At 44.1% G+C, this 17,024-nt stretch carries 14 protein-coding genes; 5 read left to right on the forward strand and 9 right to left on the reverse strand.

Annotated features, from left to right (window positions below):
• Nucleotides 1–152 precede the first annotated feature (152 nt).
• From ACHUET_RS00190 to erpA, 4 genes are all read right to left on the reverse strand, one after another.
• Complete coding sequence (locus tag ACHUET_RS00190) at nt 153–797, reverse strand: copper resistance protein NlpE N-terminal domain-containing protein (protein ID WP_394209690.1); 645 nt, start codon at nt 795–797, stop codon at nt 153–155.
• Between the two features lie 449 nt (nt 798–1,246).
• Nucleotides 1,247–1,777, reverse strand: coding sequence for a disulfide bond formation protein B (locus tag ACHUET_RS00195; protein WP_394209691.1), 531 nt, complete (start codon nt 1,775–1,777; stop codon nt 1,247–1,249).
• A gap of 52 nt (nt 1,778–1,829) precedes the next feature.
• Nucleotides 1,830–3,404 carry a glutamate--cysteine ligase gene (gene gshA, locus ACHUET_RS00200; protein WP_394209693.1) on the reverse strand — a complete coding sequence of 525 codons (1,575 nt, stop codon included), beginning with the start codon at nt 3,402–3,404 and terminating at the stop codon, nt 1,830–1,832.
• A 314-nt stretch (nt 3,405–3,718) separates the two neighbouring features.
• Nucleotides 3,719–4,099 carry an iron-sulfur cluster insertion protein ErpA gene (gene erpA, locus ACHUET_RS00205; protein ID WP_058024722.1) on the reverse strand — a complete coding sequence of 127 codons (381 nt, stop codon included), beginning with the start codon at nt 4,097–4,099 and terminating at the stop codon, nt 3,719–3,721.
• A 555-nt stretch (nt 4,100–4,654) separates the two neighbouring features.
• Between erpA and ACHUET_RS00210 the strand changes: the two genes are divergently transcribed.
• On the forward strand, nt 4,655–6,685 hold the full coding sequence (locus tag ACHUET_RS00210) for an ABC-F family ATP-binding cassette domain-containing protein (RefSeq protein WP_394209696.1): 2,031 nt from the start codon (nt 4,655–4,657) through the stop codon (nt 6,683–6,685).
• A gap of 108 nt (nt 6,686–6,793) precedes the next feature.
• Here ACHUET_RS00210 and ACHUET_RS00215 read toward each other — a convergent pair whose 3' ends face one another.
• Complete coding sequence (locus ACHUET_RS00215) at nt 6,794–7,156, reverse strand: septal ring lytic transglycosylase RlpA family protein (protein ID WP_394209698.1); 363 nt, start codon at nt 7,154–7,156, stop codon at nt 6,794–6,796.
• Nucleotides 7,157–7,835: 679 nt separating this feature from the next.
• Between ACHUET_RS00215 and ACHUET_RS00220 the strand changes: the two genes are divergently transcribed.
• A complete protein-coding gene (locus ACHUET_RS00220; protein ID WP_394209700.1) occupies nt 7,836–8,855 on the forward strand; it encodes a DnaJ C-terminal domain-containing protein in 1,020 nt (339 codons plus the stop codon).
• Nucleotides 8,856–8,948: 93 nt separating this feature from the next.
• Nucleotides 8,949–9,272 (forward strand): chaperone modulator CbpM, encoded by a 324-nt coding sequence (locus tag ACHUET_RS00225; RefSeq protein ID WP_201599452.1) that lies wholly within the window; start codon nt 8,949–8,951, stop codon nt 9,270–9,272.
• 80 nt (nt 9,273–9,352) lie between these two features.
• On the opposite strand, the gene sstT is transcribed toward ACHUET_RS00225, so the two are convergent.
• The 4 genes from sstT to ACHUET_RS00245 all read right to left on the reverse strand — a co-directional run bounded on the left by sstT (nt 9,353) and on the right by ACHUET_RS00245 (nt 13,943).
• A complete protein-coding gene (gene sstT, locus ACHUET_RS00230) occupies nt 9,353–10,555 on the reverse strand; it encodes a serine/threonine transporter SstT (protein ID WP_394209702.1) in 1,203 nt (400 codons plus the stop codon).
• 257 nt (nt 10,556–10,812) lie between these two features.
• A complete protein-coding gene (locus tag ACHUET_RS00235) occupies nt 10,813–11,280 on the reverse strand; it encodes a DNA polymerase III subunit chi (RefSeq protein ID WP_394209704.1) in 468 nt (155 codons plus the stop codon).
• Between the two features lie 76 nt (nt 11,281–11,356).
• Nucleotides 11,357–13,015 (reverse strand): leucyl aminopeptidase, encoded by a 1,659-nt coding sequence (locus ACHUET_RS00240; RefSeq protein WP_394209705.1) that lies wholly within the window; start codon nt 13,013–13,015, stop codon nt 11,357–11,359.
• A 310-nt stretch (nt 13,016–13,325) separates the two neighbouring features.
• The gene (locus tag ACHUET_RS00245) at nt 13,326–13,943 is read right to left on the reverse strand and encodes a cysteine hydrolase family protein (RefSeq protein WP_394209707.1); all 618 of its coding nucleotides are present in this window, start codon (nt 13,941–13,943) and stop codon (nt 13,326–13,328) included.
• Between the two features lie 490 nt (nt 13,944–14,433).
• Here ACHUET_RS00245 and ACHUET_RS00250 point away from each other — a divergent pair, with 490 nt between their 5' ends.
• Nucleotides 14,434–15,720 carry an LPS export ABC transporter permease LptF gene (locus ACHUET_RS00250; RefSeq protein WP_394209709.1) on the forward strand — a complete coding sequence of 429 codons (1,287 nt, stop codon included), beginning with the start codon at nt 14,434–14,436 and terminating at the stop codon, nt 15,718–15,720.
• On the forward strand, nt 15,720–16,928 hold the full coding sequence (lptG, locus tag ACHUET_RS00255; RefSeq protein ID WP_394209711.1) for an LPS export ABC transporter permease LptG: 1,209 nt from the start codon (nt 15,720–15,722) through the stop codon (nt 16,926–16,928). The genes ACHUET_RS00250 and lptG overlap by 1 nt, the downstream gene beginning before the upstream one ends.
• Nucleotides 16,929–17,024: the final 96 nt, after the last annotated feature.

Here is a 17,024-nt window from a genome sequence, read left to right on the forward strand (position 1 = left end):
TTTAATCAGTCGTTGCCATGGCAGTAGTCTGGCAGACAAGCGATCATTGTAAAGTAAACGCTGTTCGATGACCAACAAAAAACGCCTAACAAGTAGGCGTTATCTAGCTGATAAATGCTGTCTCATTCGGCAGCATACCAAGCATTTGCTGTCTATTTACGTGACAACGTATAGTCATTATTTAGGTTTTTTTGCTCATCTATCAAAATCAGATGATTGTCTTGAATGTAATAAGACTCGATATGTTTGTCTTCATATACAATGGTGATTTTGTCTTTGTCTTGACGATAGACGCCAGACTCAAGTAACGGTGCGCGCTGCTGTTCAGCATCGTGATAGGTGCTAGATTTTAATACAGAGCCATCAGAAAATAGGTTCAAAGTGACATCGATACTATCGCAGTCGTCACAAGGCACCATACCACCATAATCACCCATTAGCGTGGCTTGCAGCGCACTACTGTTCGATTCCGAGTGTATAGTAGAAGGGTGCATATGCCCCTCATTACTGGATTGGGCAGCAGCAATAAGTGATTGCCCTTCTGTAGATTCATTCAAACTGTCATCAGGATTTGATTCAGACATACTGTCGCTTTCTATCTCTTCTGATGTGCTTTGCGTATCAGATTCTGCTGATGCATCGACAAATGAAGCTTTAGTCCTCATGTCTTGATCAGAATTCGAGGAGGCGCTATCACAGCCTATCAATAGCACACAGAGTGGTACCGCTAATAAGGACGGTCCCCAGCGTCTAATGACAGTAGATGTGGTAGAGCAAATAGGTGCAAGATATATCATGGTCATACCAAAACAGTTTTTTAAATAGTGTGTCTAAAAATCACCCATGCTATCAGTAACATTAAGCAAATATCGTTACCAAAAACGCGAGACAATGGGTCGTATAAAATTTGCGATAATATAAATATTGGAATTTGAGAGCGTATCTGATCTTTAAAATATAGACAATTTATCGCTCAAAAGCGACGGAGCTCTCATAACTACTCACTAAAACTACCCACTAAAAAAATAGGCTGTCTAAAGGTATCAAAGGGTTACAGATATATCTGTGGACTTTTTGTTGTGTTCAATATGCTTGGTATAGCAAAGTAGGCTCTATCGGTTTGTCTAACATAGGTAATAAGGGAGGTTTAACAGTCGCAGATAGTAAAACAGACATTGCATAGCAGAGTATGAATGTCTGTTTAGAAAGAAGTGATAACGGTAAAATATAAAGCGATTTTAATGAACTATCGAGCGATAGACTGATTGGTAATAGGTCGCACGATACGCCACAATATGACCCCATGCGCCACAAGAAGTACGCTAAATAGGATCAACGACAGCTCAGGGATACTAAGCCCAATAAACGTCCAATCGATAGAAGCACACTCACCAGAACCTGCAAATACTTCTTTGAACACTTGCAACATAGGCAAGGTATCTAGCCAATAGTCCAAGCCTGGGCCGCATGACGGTACTTGGTCAGCAGGTAGGTGCTGTAGCCAAACATGGCGTATAGCCACAGCAGTAGACCAGCCAATACCTGCCAAACTACCAAGCCATAATAGTAACTTCACCACTTTGGATTTTGGATTAAATAATGCTGATATCAGCGCAAAACCGCCCATCACTATTAGACCAATACGCTGAAAAATACAGAGCGGGCAAGGCGAAAGCCCTAGATGACGCTGTAAATAAAACAGCGCAAAACTCATGCCTACTACGGCCATCAATACTAAAAATATTTGCAAGTTACGGTAAGTGGTCAGCTGTCGCATAGTGCGTTACTCTTATGGTTTCATCTATACAGAGGTTAGGAGGCAATCAGGTCTAGCGATACTGCTGTAAAAAGTCCATAAAGTCTTCTGTCTCAGACTTTTCAATCTCAGCCTGCTGCAAGATAGACTTTTCTGCCAATACTTCGTATTTCGCTTGGGTGTTTGGACTGAGGGTCTGCTGCAATAATGACTCACGATGCTGCTGCGCCAATGTAAAGCCAAGCTGCCATAGACTACCTAAGCGTTTGCTATCAGAGTTTACTTGGGCGGAGATCGTCGACTCAGAGTGACCTGCTTTACCTTGCATTAGCGCGACTGCTGCACGGTAGTCGTTACCACCGTAGTGAGCGTCTAACAATGCGGCAAGCGGCTGCATACGCTCCAAATGCATCAGCATCCAGTCTTCAAGCGATTGCTCTTGACCGTTATTAATGATGTATAAACCTTCACGGCGACCTTCGTTGACCACACGCTCTAGGTTAATAGCGAGTGCCTCTTCTTCTTCAGGCAGCAAATCAGGTGAATCGCTGAATAGACAGTAGAGCGCCATCACTTCTAAGAAGCAAGCACTAGAGAGACGAATACCAACATCGCTATAAGGATCGAGATCAATCGCACGAAACTCAACATAAGCAATACCGCGACGCTCAAGCGCTTCGGTCGGTGTCTCACCACTCATCGCAATTTGCTTAGGACGAATGGGGCTATAGTATTCATTTTCTATCTGAAGGATATGATTATTAATCTGAATTGGGTTGCCATCTTCATCTTCCAGACCAAGCTTGGCAAAGCTCTCATGCGGTGTTTGGATCGCGCGGCGTAGTCCAGCGACATACTCTGGCAAATAGTTATAACGAATATCTAGCTGCTCTTGCACGCTATTGGTGTAGCCAAGCTTGCCCATACGCAGACTGGTGGCAGTCGGCTTATAGTAGGTTGAGTCGTTCAATAGTTCTAAGTCATGCTCACGCCCAGCAACAAAACAAGGACATACACTTGGACTTGCACCCAATAAATACAACACAAGGCTAGTCAGTCGCTTAAAGTTGCGAATAAGCCCTAGGTATTTCTCGTTTTTGAACTCTGTCAGCGTCTGCTCTTGTGCCGTTGAGGTTTGCGCTTGCCACGTTTCAAAGAGCGTGTCACCAAAAGACAAGTTGTAATGTAACCCTGCGATTGTCTGCATGCGGCGACCATAGCGGATACCCAGACCACTGCGATACAGGGTTTTTAGCTTGCCTGTGTTCGAGCTGCCATAATCAGCCAGTGGAATATCTTCATCTTTAGAAGACAGCATACAGGGCATGGATAATGGCCACATCAGCTCGCCTTCCGGCATACCTTGATACACCAATACATGCAATTGACGCAGCATATTAAGTGTCTCTTTTGGCGAAGCTTTTGGTTCGGTGATAAGTTCAAGTAGGCTTTCTGAATAATCGGTAGTAATAAAAGGGTGGGTCAATTTTGATCCAAGTTTGGCTGGATGCGGCGTCTGTGCCAAAAAACCATCAGGCCTCACGCGCAGGCCTTCTTTTTCGATACCGCGGAGCATACCCGTTAAATGCTGGCTATCAAACCAATTGGGAATGTCAAAATTAACAAAGCTACTCGCAAAATTACTCATAATAGTCATCTATTGTTATTCATTATGGCGGATCAAAACACGATGGGCGTTTGTCCATAAAAGAGGTAAATGTTCGGTCAATAATCCCGTCAGTTTAGCTCAAAGCCGTGGTTAAAACCACGAACAATTACAAATACGATAAGCTTTAGGCGAACCGAATAGTCTAGATTTGACTTAATATTTTAAGTCAAATTCGTTAGCCAAAAAAAGCATCTACCCAAGAGATAGATGCTTTGACGGTCATGCTCTAAGCCATCAAACACAGTGCCAACGCACCATGGCATCATCCATACAGTCATGGCGTTGTCGTCAGTTTAAATAGAAAATGACGAGCCACAGCCGCAAGTGGTGGTTGCATTTGGGTTGGTTACGACAAAACGTGCGCCTTCTAACCCTTCAGTGTAGTCAACGGTCGACCCTTGCAAATATTGATAGCTTAGTGAATCGACGACCAAAGTCACATCACCGTTGTCGAAATTGGCATCGTCTTCATTTAAGTCGTTGGCAAAGTTAAATCCGTAAGAAAAACCTGAACAGCCACCGCCCGTCACATAGACGCGTAGCATAAGCTCGCTATCACCTTCTTCTTCGCGCAGGCGACGTACTTTTTGTGCCGCACTGTCGGTTAGGCTTAATACCGTAGGATCTACTGGCTGATTTGAGCTTGGATTAAATTGGTTGGCTGATTCGTTCATATCTACCTCAGTTGCTAGGATCAAATGCGGTCGTCGTCCTGTTTGGGTTTGCAATAAAATGATTGCAAATAAAGATACGCACGGCGTTTGATTTAATTGGGTGCTGTCGTTATGGCAAAGCTATTGGTGCATTATAAGCTGTTTGTGCAATATCAATACGGTGTTTGTGCCACCAAAGCACTTTATTGATGGTGAGCACTTATCTTTAGCAGTATATCATAATGGGGTTATTCATTCGCTTGTCAAGAGTCATCATCCTTACCAGAACTGATGAATCAAAACTTTTATAGCTATCAAGGCTGTATTCGTTATTTGTGCGAGAGTATATGGCTGCCAAAAGTCTTATGATAGTCGTTCGTATCGATAGGCTGACAAGGATTATATAATTTAGGGTTGTTTGCATAAATACTTAATTTTAAAACACTTCGTTTTGAAATAGTTATTTAATTGTTTGCCTATGTGGCAAGCGTTTGAAATAATAGCCGCCAGTTGGCATACCCTATGTGTGTCTCTTATTGCCCTATATTTATATTATTGCTGAGATGAAGAAATTATATGATCGAATTTAAAGACGTTGGTGTTCGCCGTGATGGTCGTGAATTGTTTGCAGGTGCAAGCTTTCAGCTACATCCAGGCCACAAAGTTGGCTTAACAGGCAACAACGGCACCGGCAAATCGACTTTGTTTGCCTTATTGTTGACGCAAATGGGCAAGGGCGATACCGAAGTCACGCTCGATAGAGGTGAGGTCAGTATCCCAGATAGCTGGCATGTGGCACATATGGCGCAGGAAGTGGGTGCGACGACGCAGTCTGCGGTCGATTATGTATTGAGCGGTGATGAGCAGTGGTATGAGATCAATGCGGCGCTCAATGACTTAAGCAGCGTCAGTGATGAGCAAATCGGCGTCTTGCATCAGCAGTTCGATGAAATTGATGGCTATCGCACACCGACCAAAGCGGCGCAAATCATGGCAGGTCTGGGCTTTAATACCAGCCAGCATGAGCTACCTGTAGAAGGGTTCTCTGGTGGTTGGCGTATGCGTTTGAATCTTGCCAAAACCTTGATGAGCCGCGCTGATCTGATGCTACTCGATGAGCCGACCAACCATTTGGACTTGGATGCTATTTTGTGGCTTGAGACTTGGATCAATGCCTATATGGGTCTGGTCATCGTAATCTCGCATGACCAAGCATTTTTGGACGCTACGGTCGGTCATATCTTGCATGTCGAGCAGCAAAAAATCACCCTTTATACGGGTAACTATCAGCAGTTTATACGTACGCGTCATGAGCGTATGGCGCAGCAGCAGCAAGCGTTTGAGAAGCAAGAAGCGACCAAGGCGCATTTGGATGATTTCATTCGTCGTTTCCGCGCCAAAGCCAGTAAAGCCAAGCAAGCACAGAGCCGTATCAAACAGCTAGAGCGTATGGCAGAGCTGTCACCGATGATGGCGGACAATCCGTTCTCGTTTCAGTTTTATGAGCCAGCTAACATGAGCTCACCGCTGATTGAGCTGACCCATGCAGATATTGGCTATAGCGAGACGCCACTGCTACGCAATGCCAACGTACAAGTGACGCCGGATACACGTATTGGTCTGCTCGGTATGAATGGTGCAGGTAAATCAACACTTATCAAAGCGTTGGTCGGTGAGCTTGGGGTGTTGACAGGCACCTATCGTGTCTCTGATACCCTAAAACTAGGCTACTTTAATCAACATCAAATGGATATCTTGGATGCCAAAGCAACGCCGATAGAGATGCTGCGCCGTCTGGCCGGCAAAACCTCTGATGCACTGTTACGTTCATTTTTGGGCAGCTTTGACTTCCGCGGTGATCGTATCGATACACCAAGCGAGTTATTCTCTGGTGGCGAGCGTGCGCGTCTGACGCTAGCATTGATTGTCTGGCAACGTCCCAACGTTCTTGTACTCGATGAGCCAACCAACCATTTAGACTTACAAATGCGCCAAGCATTGACCATTGCCTTGCAAGGTTTTAAAGGTGCCGTGGTACTGGTCTCGCATGATCGTGAGTTGATTGCCAACGTCTGTGATGAGCTGTACCTGGTACATGATGGCAGAATTGACGAGTTCGATGGTGACATCAGCGACTACGGCAAATGGTTGGCAGAAAAGCGTAAGCAAGAGAACTCAGCAGATAAAAGTACCAGCAAGAAGAAAAGCAAAAAAGAGAGCAAAAAATTCGTTTCACGTGAAACAGATAATAGCCAAGTGAGTAATCAGGTGAGCAATAAAGCGCCTGATAATTCATCAAAAAGTAACGCTACGACGCCTGCGCTTAGTAAAGAAGAACAACGCAAGCTGGCGGCAGAGCAGCGCAAACGCACCGCACCCATCCGCCGTGAGATTGAAGAGACTGAAAAAGCATTGGCCAAAATTGAAGGGCAGCTTGCAACGCTAGAAGAAAAGCTGGCAGATACGGGTTTGTATGAAGAAAGTCGTAAGTCTGATTTGCTTGTCTTGCTCAATGAGCAAACCGCGCTACAGCAGGAGCATAGCGATAAGGAAGAAAAGTTATTGCTATCGATGACGACATTAGAAGAAATGGAAGCTGAATTTTAGTAGCAAGTCATATGAGATTTGACTGTTAAGCGATTTTTCTCGTAAGTAATCAAACATAAAAAAGGGAGGGCGTCAGCCCTCCCTTTTTTTACATCGTTTTTTGCAACATTATTCTTTACGATACTTACCATCACCATAGGACAGTACTTTCATCGTTGTCGTACATAACTGGCAATCGATTTGACTAGCAGCAGCTTTTGATAAATCAAGAATGCGGCCTCTGATATAAGGGCCTCGGTCTGTGATTTTGACTACGACACTTTCTTTTGTTTTTTGGTTGGTCACCTGCACTTTTGTACCAAACGGCAGAGTTTTGTGTGCCGCAGTGAGAGAGTTCATATTGAATATGCTACCACTTGCAGTGCGTTTGCCATGAAACTTACTACCATAATAACTGGTGTTAGCAGCAAAAAGAGTCGTGCTCAGTAACAGTGATAGTGTGACAACCAAAGACTTGATTAAATAAGACATTCATTACCTTTAAGCAGTTTATGAGATAGACAGCTACTCTTGCCTATGTTGTCATACCCCCTACGAGTATGAATAATGGGGGGATTTTACAAGAATGAGATTGTCATATTATTACAGCTGTGTAAAAAACTCATCAGGTCAAATACTTGTTTTTTAAGAAGAAAAATGTAGTTTTGGTAAAAAAATTGATACCATAATTGATGCAAATGCGCTTATAGAGAGTGATTCTTATAAAGAGGTCAACAAAATACTAGAAAGCGAATAATATAATGTAAATAAGTAATATATAAATACAAAGACTATCGATATAGCATCATTAAGCTGGTTTATACCTATCAAAATGCTGATAATTGAATGTAATTAAAACTTTCTAAATTGTTTCTAATATGCTGATATAAATAATTAAATACTATTCTGAGCGCTCTATAAAAAATATTTATAAATTAAAAAATATCCCTATCAAAGTAGAAATACTTATTTATCTGCATTTCAAAGTCTTAGCACAACTTCATGTCATGACTGGTAATATTTATATAACGGTATTTATTTTTATTATTGCTATCATAAAGTATGGACTATAAAAAATGGTCATATCGAAAGCCAGTAGCTGTCTATACTGTATCGTTCGAAACTGGTAGGCCGATATCACTAATGCGTTTTTATTTTGAGGAAAAATAACATGGCAGAGAAAAACTACTATGACATTTTAGGGGTCGAAAAAGACGCCTCAGCCGCTGATATCAAAAAAAAATACCGTAAGCTGGTACGTCAGTTTCACCCTGATGTCAGCGATGATCCAGATGCTGATAATAAGATTGCGGAGATTAATAACGCTTATGAAACGATTAGAGATGAAGAAAAGCGCGCTGAATACGATGCGATGTTGAACAACCCATTTGCAGGGCAAAGCGGTGCTGGTGGTTTTGGTGGACAGGCTGGTGCAGGCCAAGGTGGCTTTCGTTGGGAAGACATCAAAGGTCAGTTCGGCGATGGTGAAGCATTTGGCGATGGCGGTTTTCGTTTCGATGATATCTTTTCAGCGTTTGGTCGCGGGGCGCGTGGGTCGGCTAGTGGACAGGCAGGTGGTCGCTCTCAAAGTAGTGGCTTTGATCAGTTCGGTGGTGGGTTTGGTGCACAAGACAGCAAAGGTCAAGATCAACATGCAGAGATTACGGTTGATCTCTCTTCAGTCTATCAAGGTGATGATTATAGCATCAAGCTAAACGTCCCTGTGCGTCAGCCTAATGGTGAGGTGAGCTACGACAACAAGACGCTCAAAATCAAAATTCCAAAAGGCATCACCGATGGTAAGCAAATTCGCTTGAGCGGGCAAGGTGCTGCTGGCAGTAGCAATGGCAAAAACGGCGATTTGTTCTTAAAAGTTAAAATTCGCCATGATGCCAATATTCGTATAGAAGGTGCAGACGTTTACCAGACTGTCAATATCGCACCATGGGAAGCCGCACTGGGTGAAAAAATCAATGTCAGTACGCCAGCTGGCACGCTTGGTGTGACTATTCCCAAAAACAGTAAGTCGGGTAGCAATCTACGTCTAAAGGGCAAAGGTATCCCTGCCAAGCAAGCGGGCGATTTATATTTAACCTTAAATATCATCAACCCTGATGTCAGTAGCGATTCGGCAATACAGGCTTATGAGCAGCTTAAGCAAGCCTTTGCCGACACCACTATCAACCGTTAATCCATGCGCTTGATGGTCGACATTCATCATTATAGTGAACCATAGAGATGAATGCACCAAGGATGAAATAAAGAGAAAACGAGGATAATAGCTATGAACCACTCGCCTGAATTTACCGATATCATTATGAGCCTAGATGAGCTTGTCTCTGCTTGTGGCCAAGAGCGCCAATGGGTCATCGAATTGATTGAAGAAAGTATTATTGAATACGATGTGCCAGAACGTGAGCAATTCACTGGCTACCAGCTGACAACCGTGCGCCGTGCCTCACGACTCAGCCGTGATTTTGATGCCAGCGTACCTGCCATTGGATTGATACTTGAGCTGTTAGATGAGGTTGAGCAGCTTCGTCAACTCAAGCGTCAAATAGAGATGCAAACACCAGTCATAGAAATTGATGTAGACAATTTAAAGTAGTTAAAACCTAAAAATACCGCATAAAAAAAGGGCCCGCTAAAGGCCCTTTTTTATATTTACAGAAACTGCTTTGCTAAAAACTAACGTGAATAAGTAGGATCAGCTGCTGCGGTAAATAATACATCAGTTGACGAGTTCAAAGCCGTCTCTGCCGAGTCCTGAATCACACCGATGATAAAACCAATCGCAACCACTTGCATGGCAATGTCGTTCGGTATACTAAATAAGCTCGCTGCTAATGGAATGAGTAGCAACGAACCGCCAGCAACACCAGAAGCACCGCAAGCACTAATCGTCGCGACCAGACTTAATAAAAGCGCTGAAGCAAATGTTACCTCGATGCCTAACGTGTGAGCAGCGGCAAGCGTCAACACGTTAATAGTAATCGCTGCACCTGCCATATTGATGGTTGCACCCAGTGGAATGGTTACTGAATAAGTATCTTCATGTAGACCCAGTTTGCGTGCAAGGTTCATATTGACGGGAATATTGGCGGCTGAACTGCGTGTAAAGAATGCGGTGATGCCTGATTCGCGTAGACATTTGAATACCAATGGATATGGGTTTTTACCTGTCTTAATAAGGACAATAAGCGGGTTTGCGACTAGAGCGATAAACAGCATACAGCTGATGAGCACCATCAAAATTCGAGCATAACCTGCTAAAGAAGCAAAACCTGTCTCAGCGACCGTACTTGCAACCAAGCCCAAGATACCAAATGGCGCTAAGGCAATAATCCACTTAACCACTTGTGAGATAGCATCAGCAAAGTCACCCACGACAGTGCGCGCTGTGTCACTGGCTTGACGCAAGGCGAAACCAATAATGATTGCCCATGCCAAGATACCGATATAATTGGCTTCCGCGATGGCATTGACCGGATTGGCGACCAAATTCATTAACAAGTTAGTCAACACTTCTTTTAAGTCGGCAGGTGGTACTTGTGCGATATCGGCATTGATCAACACCAAGTCAGTCGGGAATAAAAAGCTGGCGCCGACTGCTGTGAGCGCTGCCAAAAAAGTGCCGAACATGTACATGATGAGCACAGGCTTTACGTAGACTTCATTGCCACTGCGATGCTGGCTAATCGCTGCCATGACCAGAATGAATACCAGTACGGGAGCCACTGCTTTTAGGGCGCCGACAAACAGCGTACCAAGCAGGCCTATTGCAGTACCGATACTTGGTGCGAGCCAACCGATCAGCACCCCTAATACCAAACCAATAATAATGAGCGGCACCAGCCCGATACGCTGATACATCGCAATCAATGAACGCATTTGTACATCCTCGACGTTTGTCAAAAGTAAATGAATTGTTTGAGCGAAAAATTTATCGAGGGATGGTAGCATTTTTTGACATATTCGCATACCACTCATAGCAGTGGAGACGATGTATAAAGCGAAGGGTAACAGGCAAAATATAACGAGTGTGCTCAAATGTGGAGCAAGTATAGACGAAGGCTAATTAGCGCAAATGGCTAGTTAATGAGATATTAAAAGTAGTGATGAAGCATAGAGAAAAGTGAACGGCAGCGCTATACCTTAAAATGGGTTAACTCATAGCCTAATTGCTGATAGGCTTTATATTTATGGCGACCTTCTTGGGTACTGGTGGCATCAGGTCTGATTAGCTCAAGGACTCGAGATGGCTTGGCATTATTGGTCGCAGCCATAAAGTCAGTCACCGGGCGCGTCGTCGTATTGAGCACGATACCATTAAAGTCTGCTGGCATATAACTGCCGAGCAATACGGGCGCTAGCGATTCGTTGGCATCAGAGTCAGCGGCTTTAGAATGAATATCCGACAGACATTGATGCGGGATAAAGCTCGTGGCATCTTGTGCCCAAAGCGCCTCATCTAGCGTTGACAGTAATGTCTCGTCATCGACAAGAATCAGCAAGGACTGCGTGCTTTTGTTCAGTGCTGTCTGAGTCAACTGACAAATAAAGCCCAAGAAATCTTGGGCTTTACTCTCACTTAATACATAAAAACTGATCTTCATAGAATGGTTTTCATAAAGTGTTTTATAAAATAGCATATTATCAATAGACGGTCGTTAATGCACTGCCATTGATCGATTAAGCCATATCCGCGCTGTTTTTCAGATATTGCATAAATAGCGGTACTGGACGACCAGTTGCGGCCTTATCTTTACCTGAGTTCCATGCGGTGCCAGCGATGTCTAAATGCGCCCATGCCTGACCTTCTTCGATGAAGCGAGACAAGAAGCAAGCGGCAGTCACTGCGCCCGCACCTTTACCACCGATGTTTTGGATATCAGCAATAGGTGAGTCAATCAGTGCTTGATACTCGTCGTCTAGTGGCATGTGCCAGATAAGATCACCTGATAAATTGCTCGCATTCTCTAGATCAAACAATACATCTTCATCGTTACTAAAGACTGCCGAACGCACATGGCCTAATGCAACCACACAAGCACCAGTTAATGTTGCAACATCGATGATGGCTTTTGGATTATAGCGCTGTACATAGCATAAGGTATCAGCCAATACCAAGCGACCTTCGGCATCGGTGTTCAAGATTTCAACAGATTTACCATTCATAGCTTTGACGATATCGCCTGGACGTGTGGCATCACCTGATGGCATGTTCTCAGCACAGGCGAGCGCACCGACTACGTTGATTGGTAGACGTGCTTCACACAATGCTTTGATGGTACCGAGCACTGAGGCTGAGCCACCCATGTCAAACTTCATCTCATCCATAGCTGCACCTGGCTTGATTGAGATACCGCCTGAATCAAAGGTCACACCTTTACCGACCAAGACGATAGGCGCATCATCATTGGTAGATTGTGTATTATCGTCGCTAGCTTTATCGGCTTTCTTAGTGGATTTTTTGGTTGGTAGTTTATCAGTGAGCGCTTTTTTTAGACCAGTCACTTTTGCGTTGCTAATCGTCTGCTCAGTGGTGCCAGCGTTTGCACTAAATGAGGATTTACCGCGGTACTCCATGATGACAAGTTGACCTTCTTTGGTAGAGCCTTGGGCCACTGATAAGAAACAGTTCATACCCAGCGCTGACATCTCGTCTTCACCCAATACCTTGACGGTCAATAGGTCAGGATAGGTTTTTGCAAGTTCTTGTGCTTGTTCTGCCATATAAGCTGGGAAGCAAATATTACCTGGCTCGTTGGCGACGTCACGAGTGAGGCTTTGACCGGCGAATACTGCCTCAGCAAATGCAAGTGCAGGCTGTAGTGAGTCATCAGCTAACAGATAAATATCAGTCAAGACAGGTTTCGTTTGCTCAGATTTATATTTGTCAAAGCGGTAGCTGGCTGCCAGTAGGTTTAGGGCAAATTGACCAAAATGGCTTTCTTCTAGCGCATCACCTAATGCAACGGTAATAGACGATACCCGCTTTTGCGTGCTGCTATAGATGGTCTTGGCAATTTTTTGCAGTACTGTATTGTTGAATTTGTCCGTGTTACCGACACCAACCAACAACAGCTGTACAGGGTTTTGTTTGGTGGTTTTTTTATCCCCTGCCAATGCATAATCAGCAACGGTCTCACAGGCAGTTCCCTTAAAATGAGAGACTTCAATCAATTGCTCAATACGAGCGGTATAGTCAGTCAACACAGAGTCGGCTAGGATGTTTTTCTTGTCATCAACCAAGACAACCAGACAAGCGTCGTCTTTACTTTTGGCTTCTTTTTTGAGAATTTTTTGCGTATGCGTCTTTGGCAGATGCTGAGATAATTTGATATTCATATTGTTATCCTTATTAGAGTTATGAGAATTATAGAGCTAATGAAAAAGCTAGCGCAATTGCTTATGCCTGTTAGATTATTAGATTATTTGGCCTATAGAGCAATCACGATAGTGTAGCATATTGCGATGATAGTGCGCAGTTTGCAAAGATTAGGTAATAAGTCCGAACAAAATTGCTGTGTCAATTTACACTACAATACGACGATATATGTGGCTATGCCTAGTTCATAATGAGCCTTAGCTCATGACGCGCATTAAATGATGAGATACGGCACTTATTACAGTTGCTATTAATGTGTCGAATTAATTATTAATCATTAACCAATTCAGCAGTTGTTACTAACGCACTAAATCTGTCCTGTAGCGCTGCCATCGCGGTGTCATGCATGACCTCAGCACTTATGGCTTCTTTTGATGCACTTGGGAGATCGCGAGTGGCACAGGCATCATGACAGACAAAACTGTCAAAGCCTAAGTCAAATGCGGCGCGGGCGGTTGAGCTGACGCACATATGACTCATGAAACCCGCAAAAATAATTTGTTGTTTGTTTGCAGAGGAGAGTAGTGATTGTAGCTGCGTATCATAAAACGCATTGGGATGGTTTTTGACAATCACGGTTTCGCCATCATTCGGCTGTAGTTGCTCGACAATCTCGACGTTAGACGATAAAGGATCAAAGACATTACCATTTTCTGCACCATGATGGGTGATGTGAAAGATAGGGATATCTTGCTTGCGGGCTTTATCAAGCAATAGTCGTGCGTTGTCGATGGCTTTAGCGCCCGCTTGTCCCAGTGGCATCGCGCCATCGACGTATTCGTTTTGATAGTCGATAAGTACGATAGCGCAATTTGACCAATCAAGCGTATCGAACTGACCACCAGCGAGTTCAAGCAAGGTAGAGGGCGTAGATGTGGTATTAGTCATTGGTATTCTCCATTACAGTAGATGACATAAAATTATTTTTATCCGTCAGTCAGTCTAGCAATTAATAACAGAGATAGAGGTTCGATGATACGAATGACAAACAAACCTTTCCAAACTAAATAAATAAAAAACGTATTGGAGAAAACACTGTTAAACCAATTCCATATAAGATTTCACTAACGGTTTATCCAATATTTGATATATTTATCGTCTACCAATACTAATGCACTATCAGTAAGGTGTACGTAATGTTTGCAAACACATTTCACAGCCATTTTTAGGCAAAACATGCTAGGATTAGCGGTTATATTTGTCGCTTGTGTTTGTTGAGTAGGACTAATTAGTCACTCAATAATTATCAGTATTATTTGACTGTTTATTTGAACGTATATGATGCATTGTTACTGTGCTCAAACATGACGATAAATCCCCAATCAATCATGCGCATACCAACTGTTTAAGAGTACCCATTGTGATATTACGCCGCTATATGACTCGACAAGTTGCCTCGACCACTGCTTTGGTGCTGGGGTTTTTGGTAGTAATGATGCTTGGCGGTCGTTTGATACGTTATTTTGGCATTGCGGCTGAAGGACGGTTGGATATCAGCCTGCTATTCACGATTATTGGGTACAACCTGCCGTATTTTCTAGAGTTGATATTGCCGCTAGCCTTTTTTATCGCGTTGATGCTGGTGTTTGGTCGTTTATATGTTGATCAAGAAATGGCTGTCATCAATGCCAGCGGCGTGTCTCGCGGTAGGCTGGCTCGCTTGATGACACCATTGATATTAGCGTTGTTTGTTGGTGAGGCGGCGCTATCTATCGTTGGCAAACCATGGGGCGTACGTTCGTCTGAGGCCGTGTGGCAGCAGCAAGCATTGACCAGTGCGTTTGATTTGATTCGCCCAAATGAGTTTATCAGTAGCGGTAATTATCATTTATACGTGGGTAGTCTCAGCGATGATAAGAAAAAACTACAAGACGTGATACTGATCCAATCTGAGCCGACGCCAAAGGGTAATGCTGGCAAAAGTGCTGATATGAATAATACGATTGATCAAGAAACCGCTGATCAAATAGGCATCTCTGATATGCCAAAAGATATTATAAATAGAGATGCAAAAGACATCAGTAAAGATACCATCACGCTCGCCAAGCGTGCTGAACAGGTCAATACTGGCAATAGTGGTTTGACCCAGTTGGACCTGTTTCAAGGTCGTCGTTACGAAGTGGGCGCAGGCAGCTTAAAGTACAATCAAGTCGCCTTTGATCGTTATCGCATCACGCTTACCGAATCCTCGCAAGACGTCATCACCGAAGACAATATCGAAACCCAGCCAATTGGACCTCTATGGCGTGCAGCAACGGGTGACGCGCAAGCTGGTACAAATAACGCGCTGCGTGCCGCTCAAGGTGAGCTTGGCTACCGTTTAGCACTGCCGTGGCTCATGATTATTGCACCGATGCTCGCTGTACCACTTGCGCAAGTGCGACCACGACAAGGGCGTTGGCTGCGCCTATTTCCCTCTATCTTATTATTTGTCAGTTGTGCGCTAGGCATTATCTCGCTTAAGAATGCCGTGAGCAAAGGCAGTATCAGTGTATGGGCATATGCATGGCTGGTCTTAGGATTTATGGCATTGGCGCTTTATATGAACTGGGGCAGCCGTGTGCAACATCGATTGCGCTTTCGCAAACAAGAAAATAGGCTAGCTGCCGCCACATCGACTAATGGTATGGATCAACACAATAGCTCACAAGGAGGGCAGTCTTAATGCGCTCTTTATTTGCTAAGTCTGCAGGGGCTGGTCAGTTGGCCAAAAAACCTGCCAATTTAAAAGTCCTTAGCCGTTATGTCAAGCTCAACGCCTTACTTGCTATTATCGCGGCCGTCGTCGGTTTATGGGCATTGCAGCTGGTCTTTTCTTACTTGTCAGAGCTTGATTCTTTAGATGACAGTTATACGATGGGTCAGGCACTTAAATATATCTTTTATCGATCACCCTACTTCTTAGAGCAGTTCATCCCAACGGGTGCGCTGCTCGGTGCTGTCATAGGATTGGGCTTACTTGCCAATAAAAGCGAGCTGGTCGTCATGCGTGCGGCTGGGGTCAGCATCTATCGTATCGTCGGCTGGGTGTTACAACCTGCTTTGATTTTTGTGCTACTGGCATTGGCTATCAATCAGTTCGTCCTACCGTCTTCTAACCAATTGGCAAAGCAAATAAACGATGAGGACAACACCTCGCTAGTCACTTCGGTGCGCGGCTATTGGACGATACAGCCACGATTTGATAGTGCAGCGGATGGCAGCGCGACACCTGATGGTAGCGATATTTTGTATATCGATTATGCCGATGTTGAGGGTAATATCGGTGAGGTAAAACGTTGGCATTTAGATAACAACGGCAATCTACAAACCGCCGTACATGCTAATGGTGGAAAGTATACGGGGCGTGAGCCTATCGATGTGACCAGTGACAAGCCAAGCGAGCAGTATCGCTATGAGTGGCAGCTAAATGATATGGTCGAGCTTAGCATTAATCAGGGCTTTGAGAGTAGCCAGGCCATTTCACCATCAGATACGCTCAGCTTACCATTCGCCCCAGAGTCTGTTTATTTGCTAACGCGCAAGGCAGAGGACTTGTCATTGACGCAGCTGTACGAGCATCGTACCTTTATGCGCCAACAGGGTAATCGCTCCTTAGATCATGAAGTGGCGTTTTGGCAAAAGCTATTATCACCTTTATCAATATTGTCGCTGGTCATCGTTGCTTGCTCATTCGTCTTTGGCTCGCTACGGACGCATAGCTTAGGCTTGCGTATTGTGGTGGCTTTGCTGTTCGGTCTGCTCTTTAGCTACATTCAGGACTTGGTCGGATTTATATCGCTTGCTACAGGATTCTCGCCCATGCTTATGGTGTTATTGCCGATTATCGGCAGTGCAGCGCTTGGTGGCTACTTAATCAAGCGGCAGATGTAAAATAGGACAGTCCACCATAAAGCAGCCCGTCAAGACAGTATAGTTTTGACGGGCTTTGTTGTTTTTTAGCTATATGTCATAGCGATATCTAGATCT

The sequence above is a fragment of the Psychrobacter piscatorii genome (assembly GCF_043641605.1).
Classification (GTDB): Bacteria; Pseudomonadota; Gammaproteobacteria; order Pseudomonadales; family Moraxellaceae; genus Psychrobacter; species Psychrobacter piscatorii_C.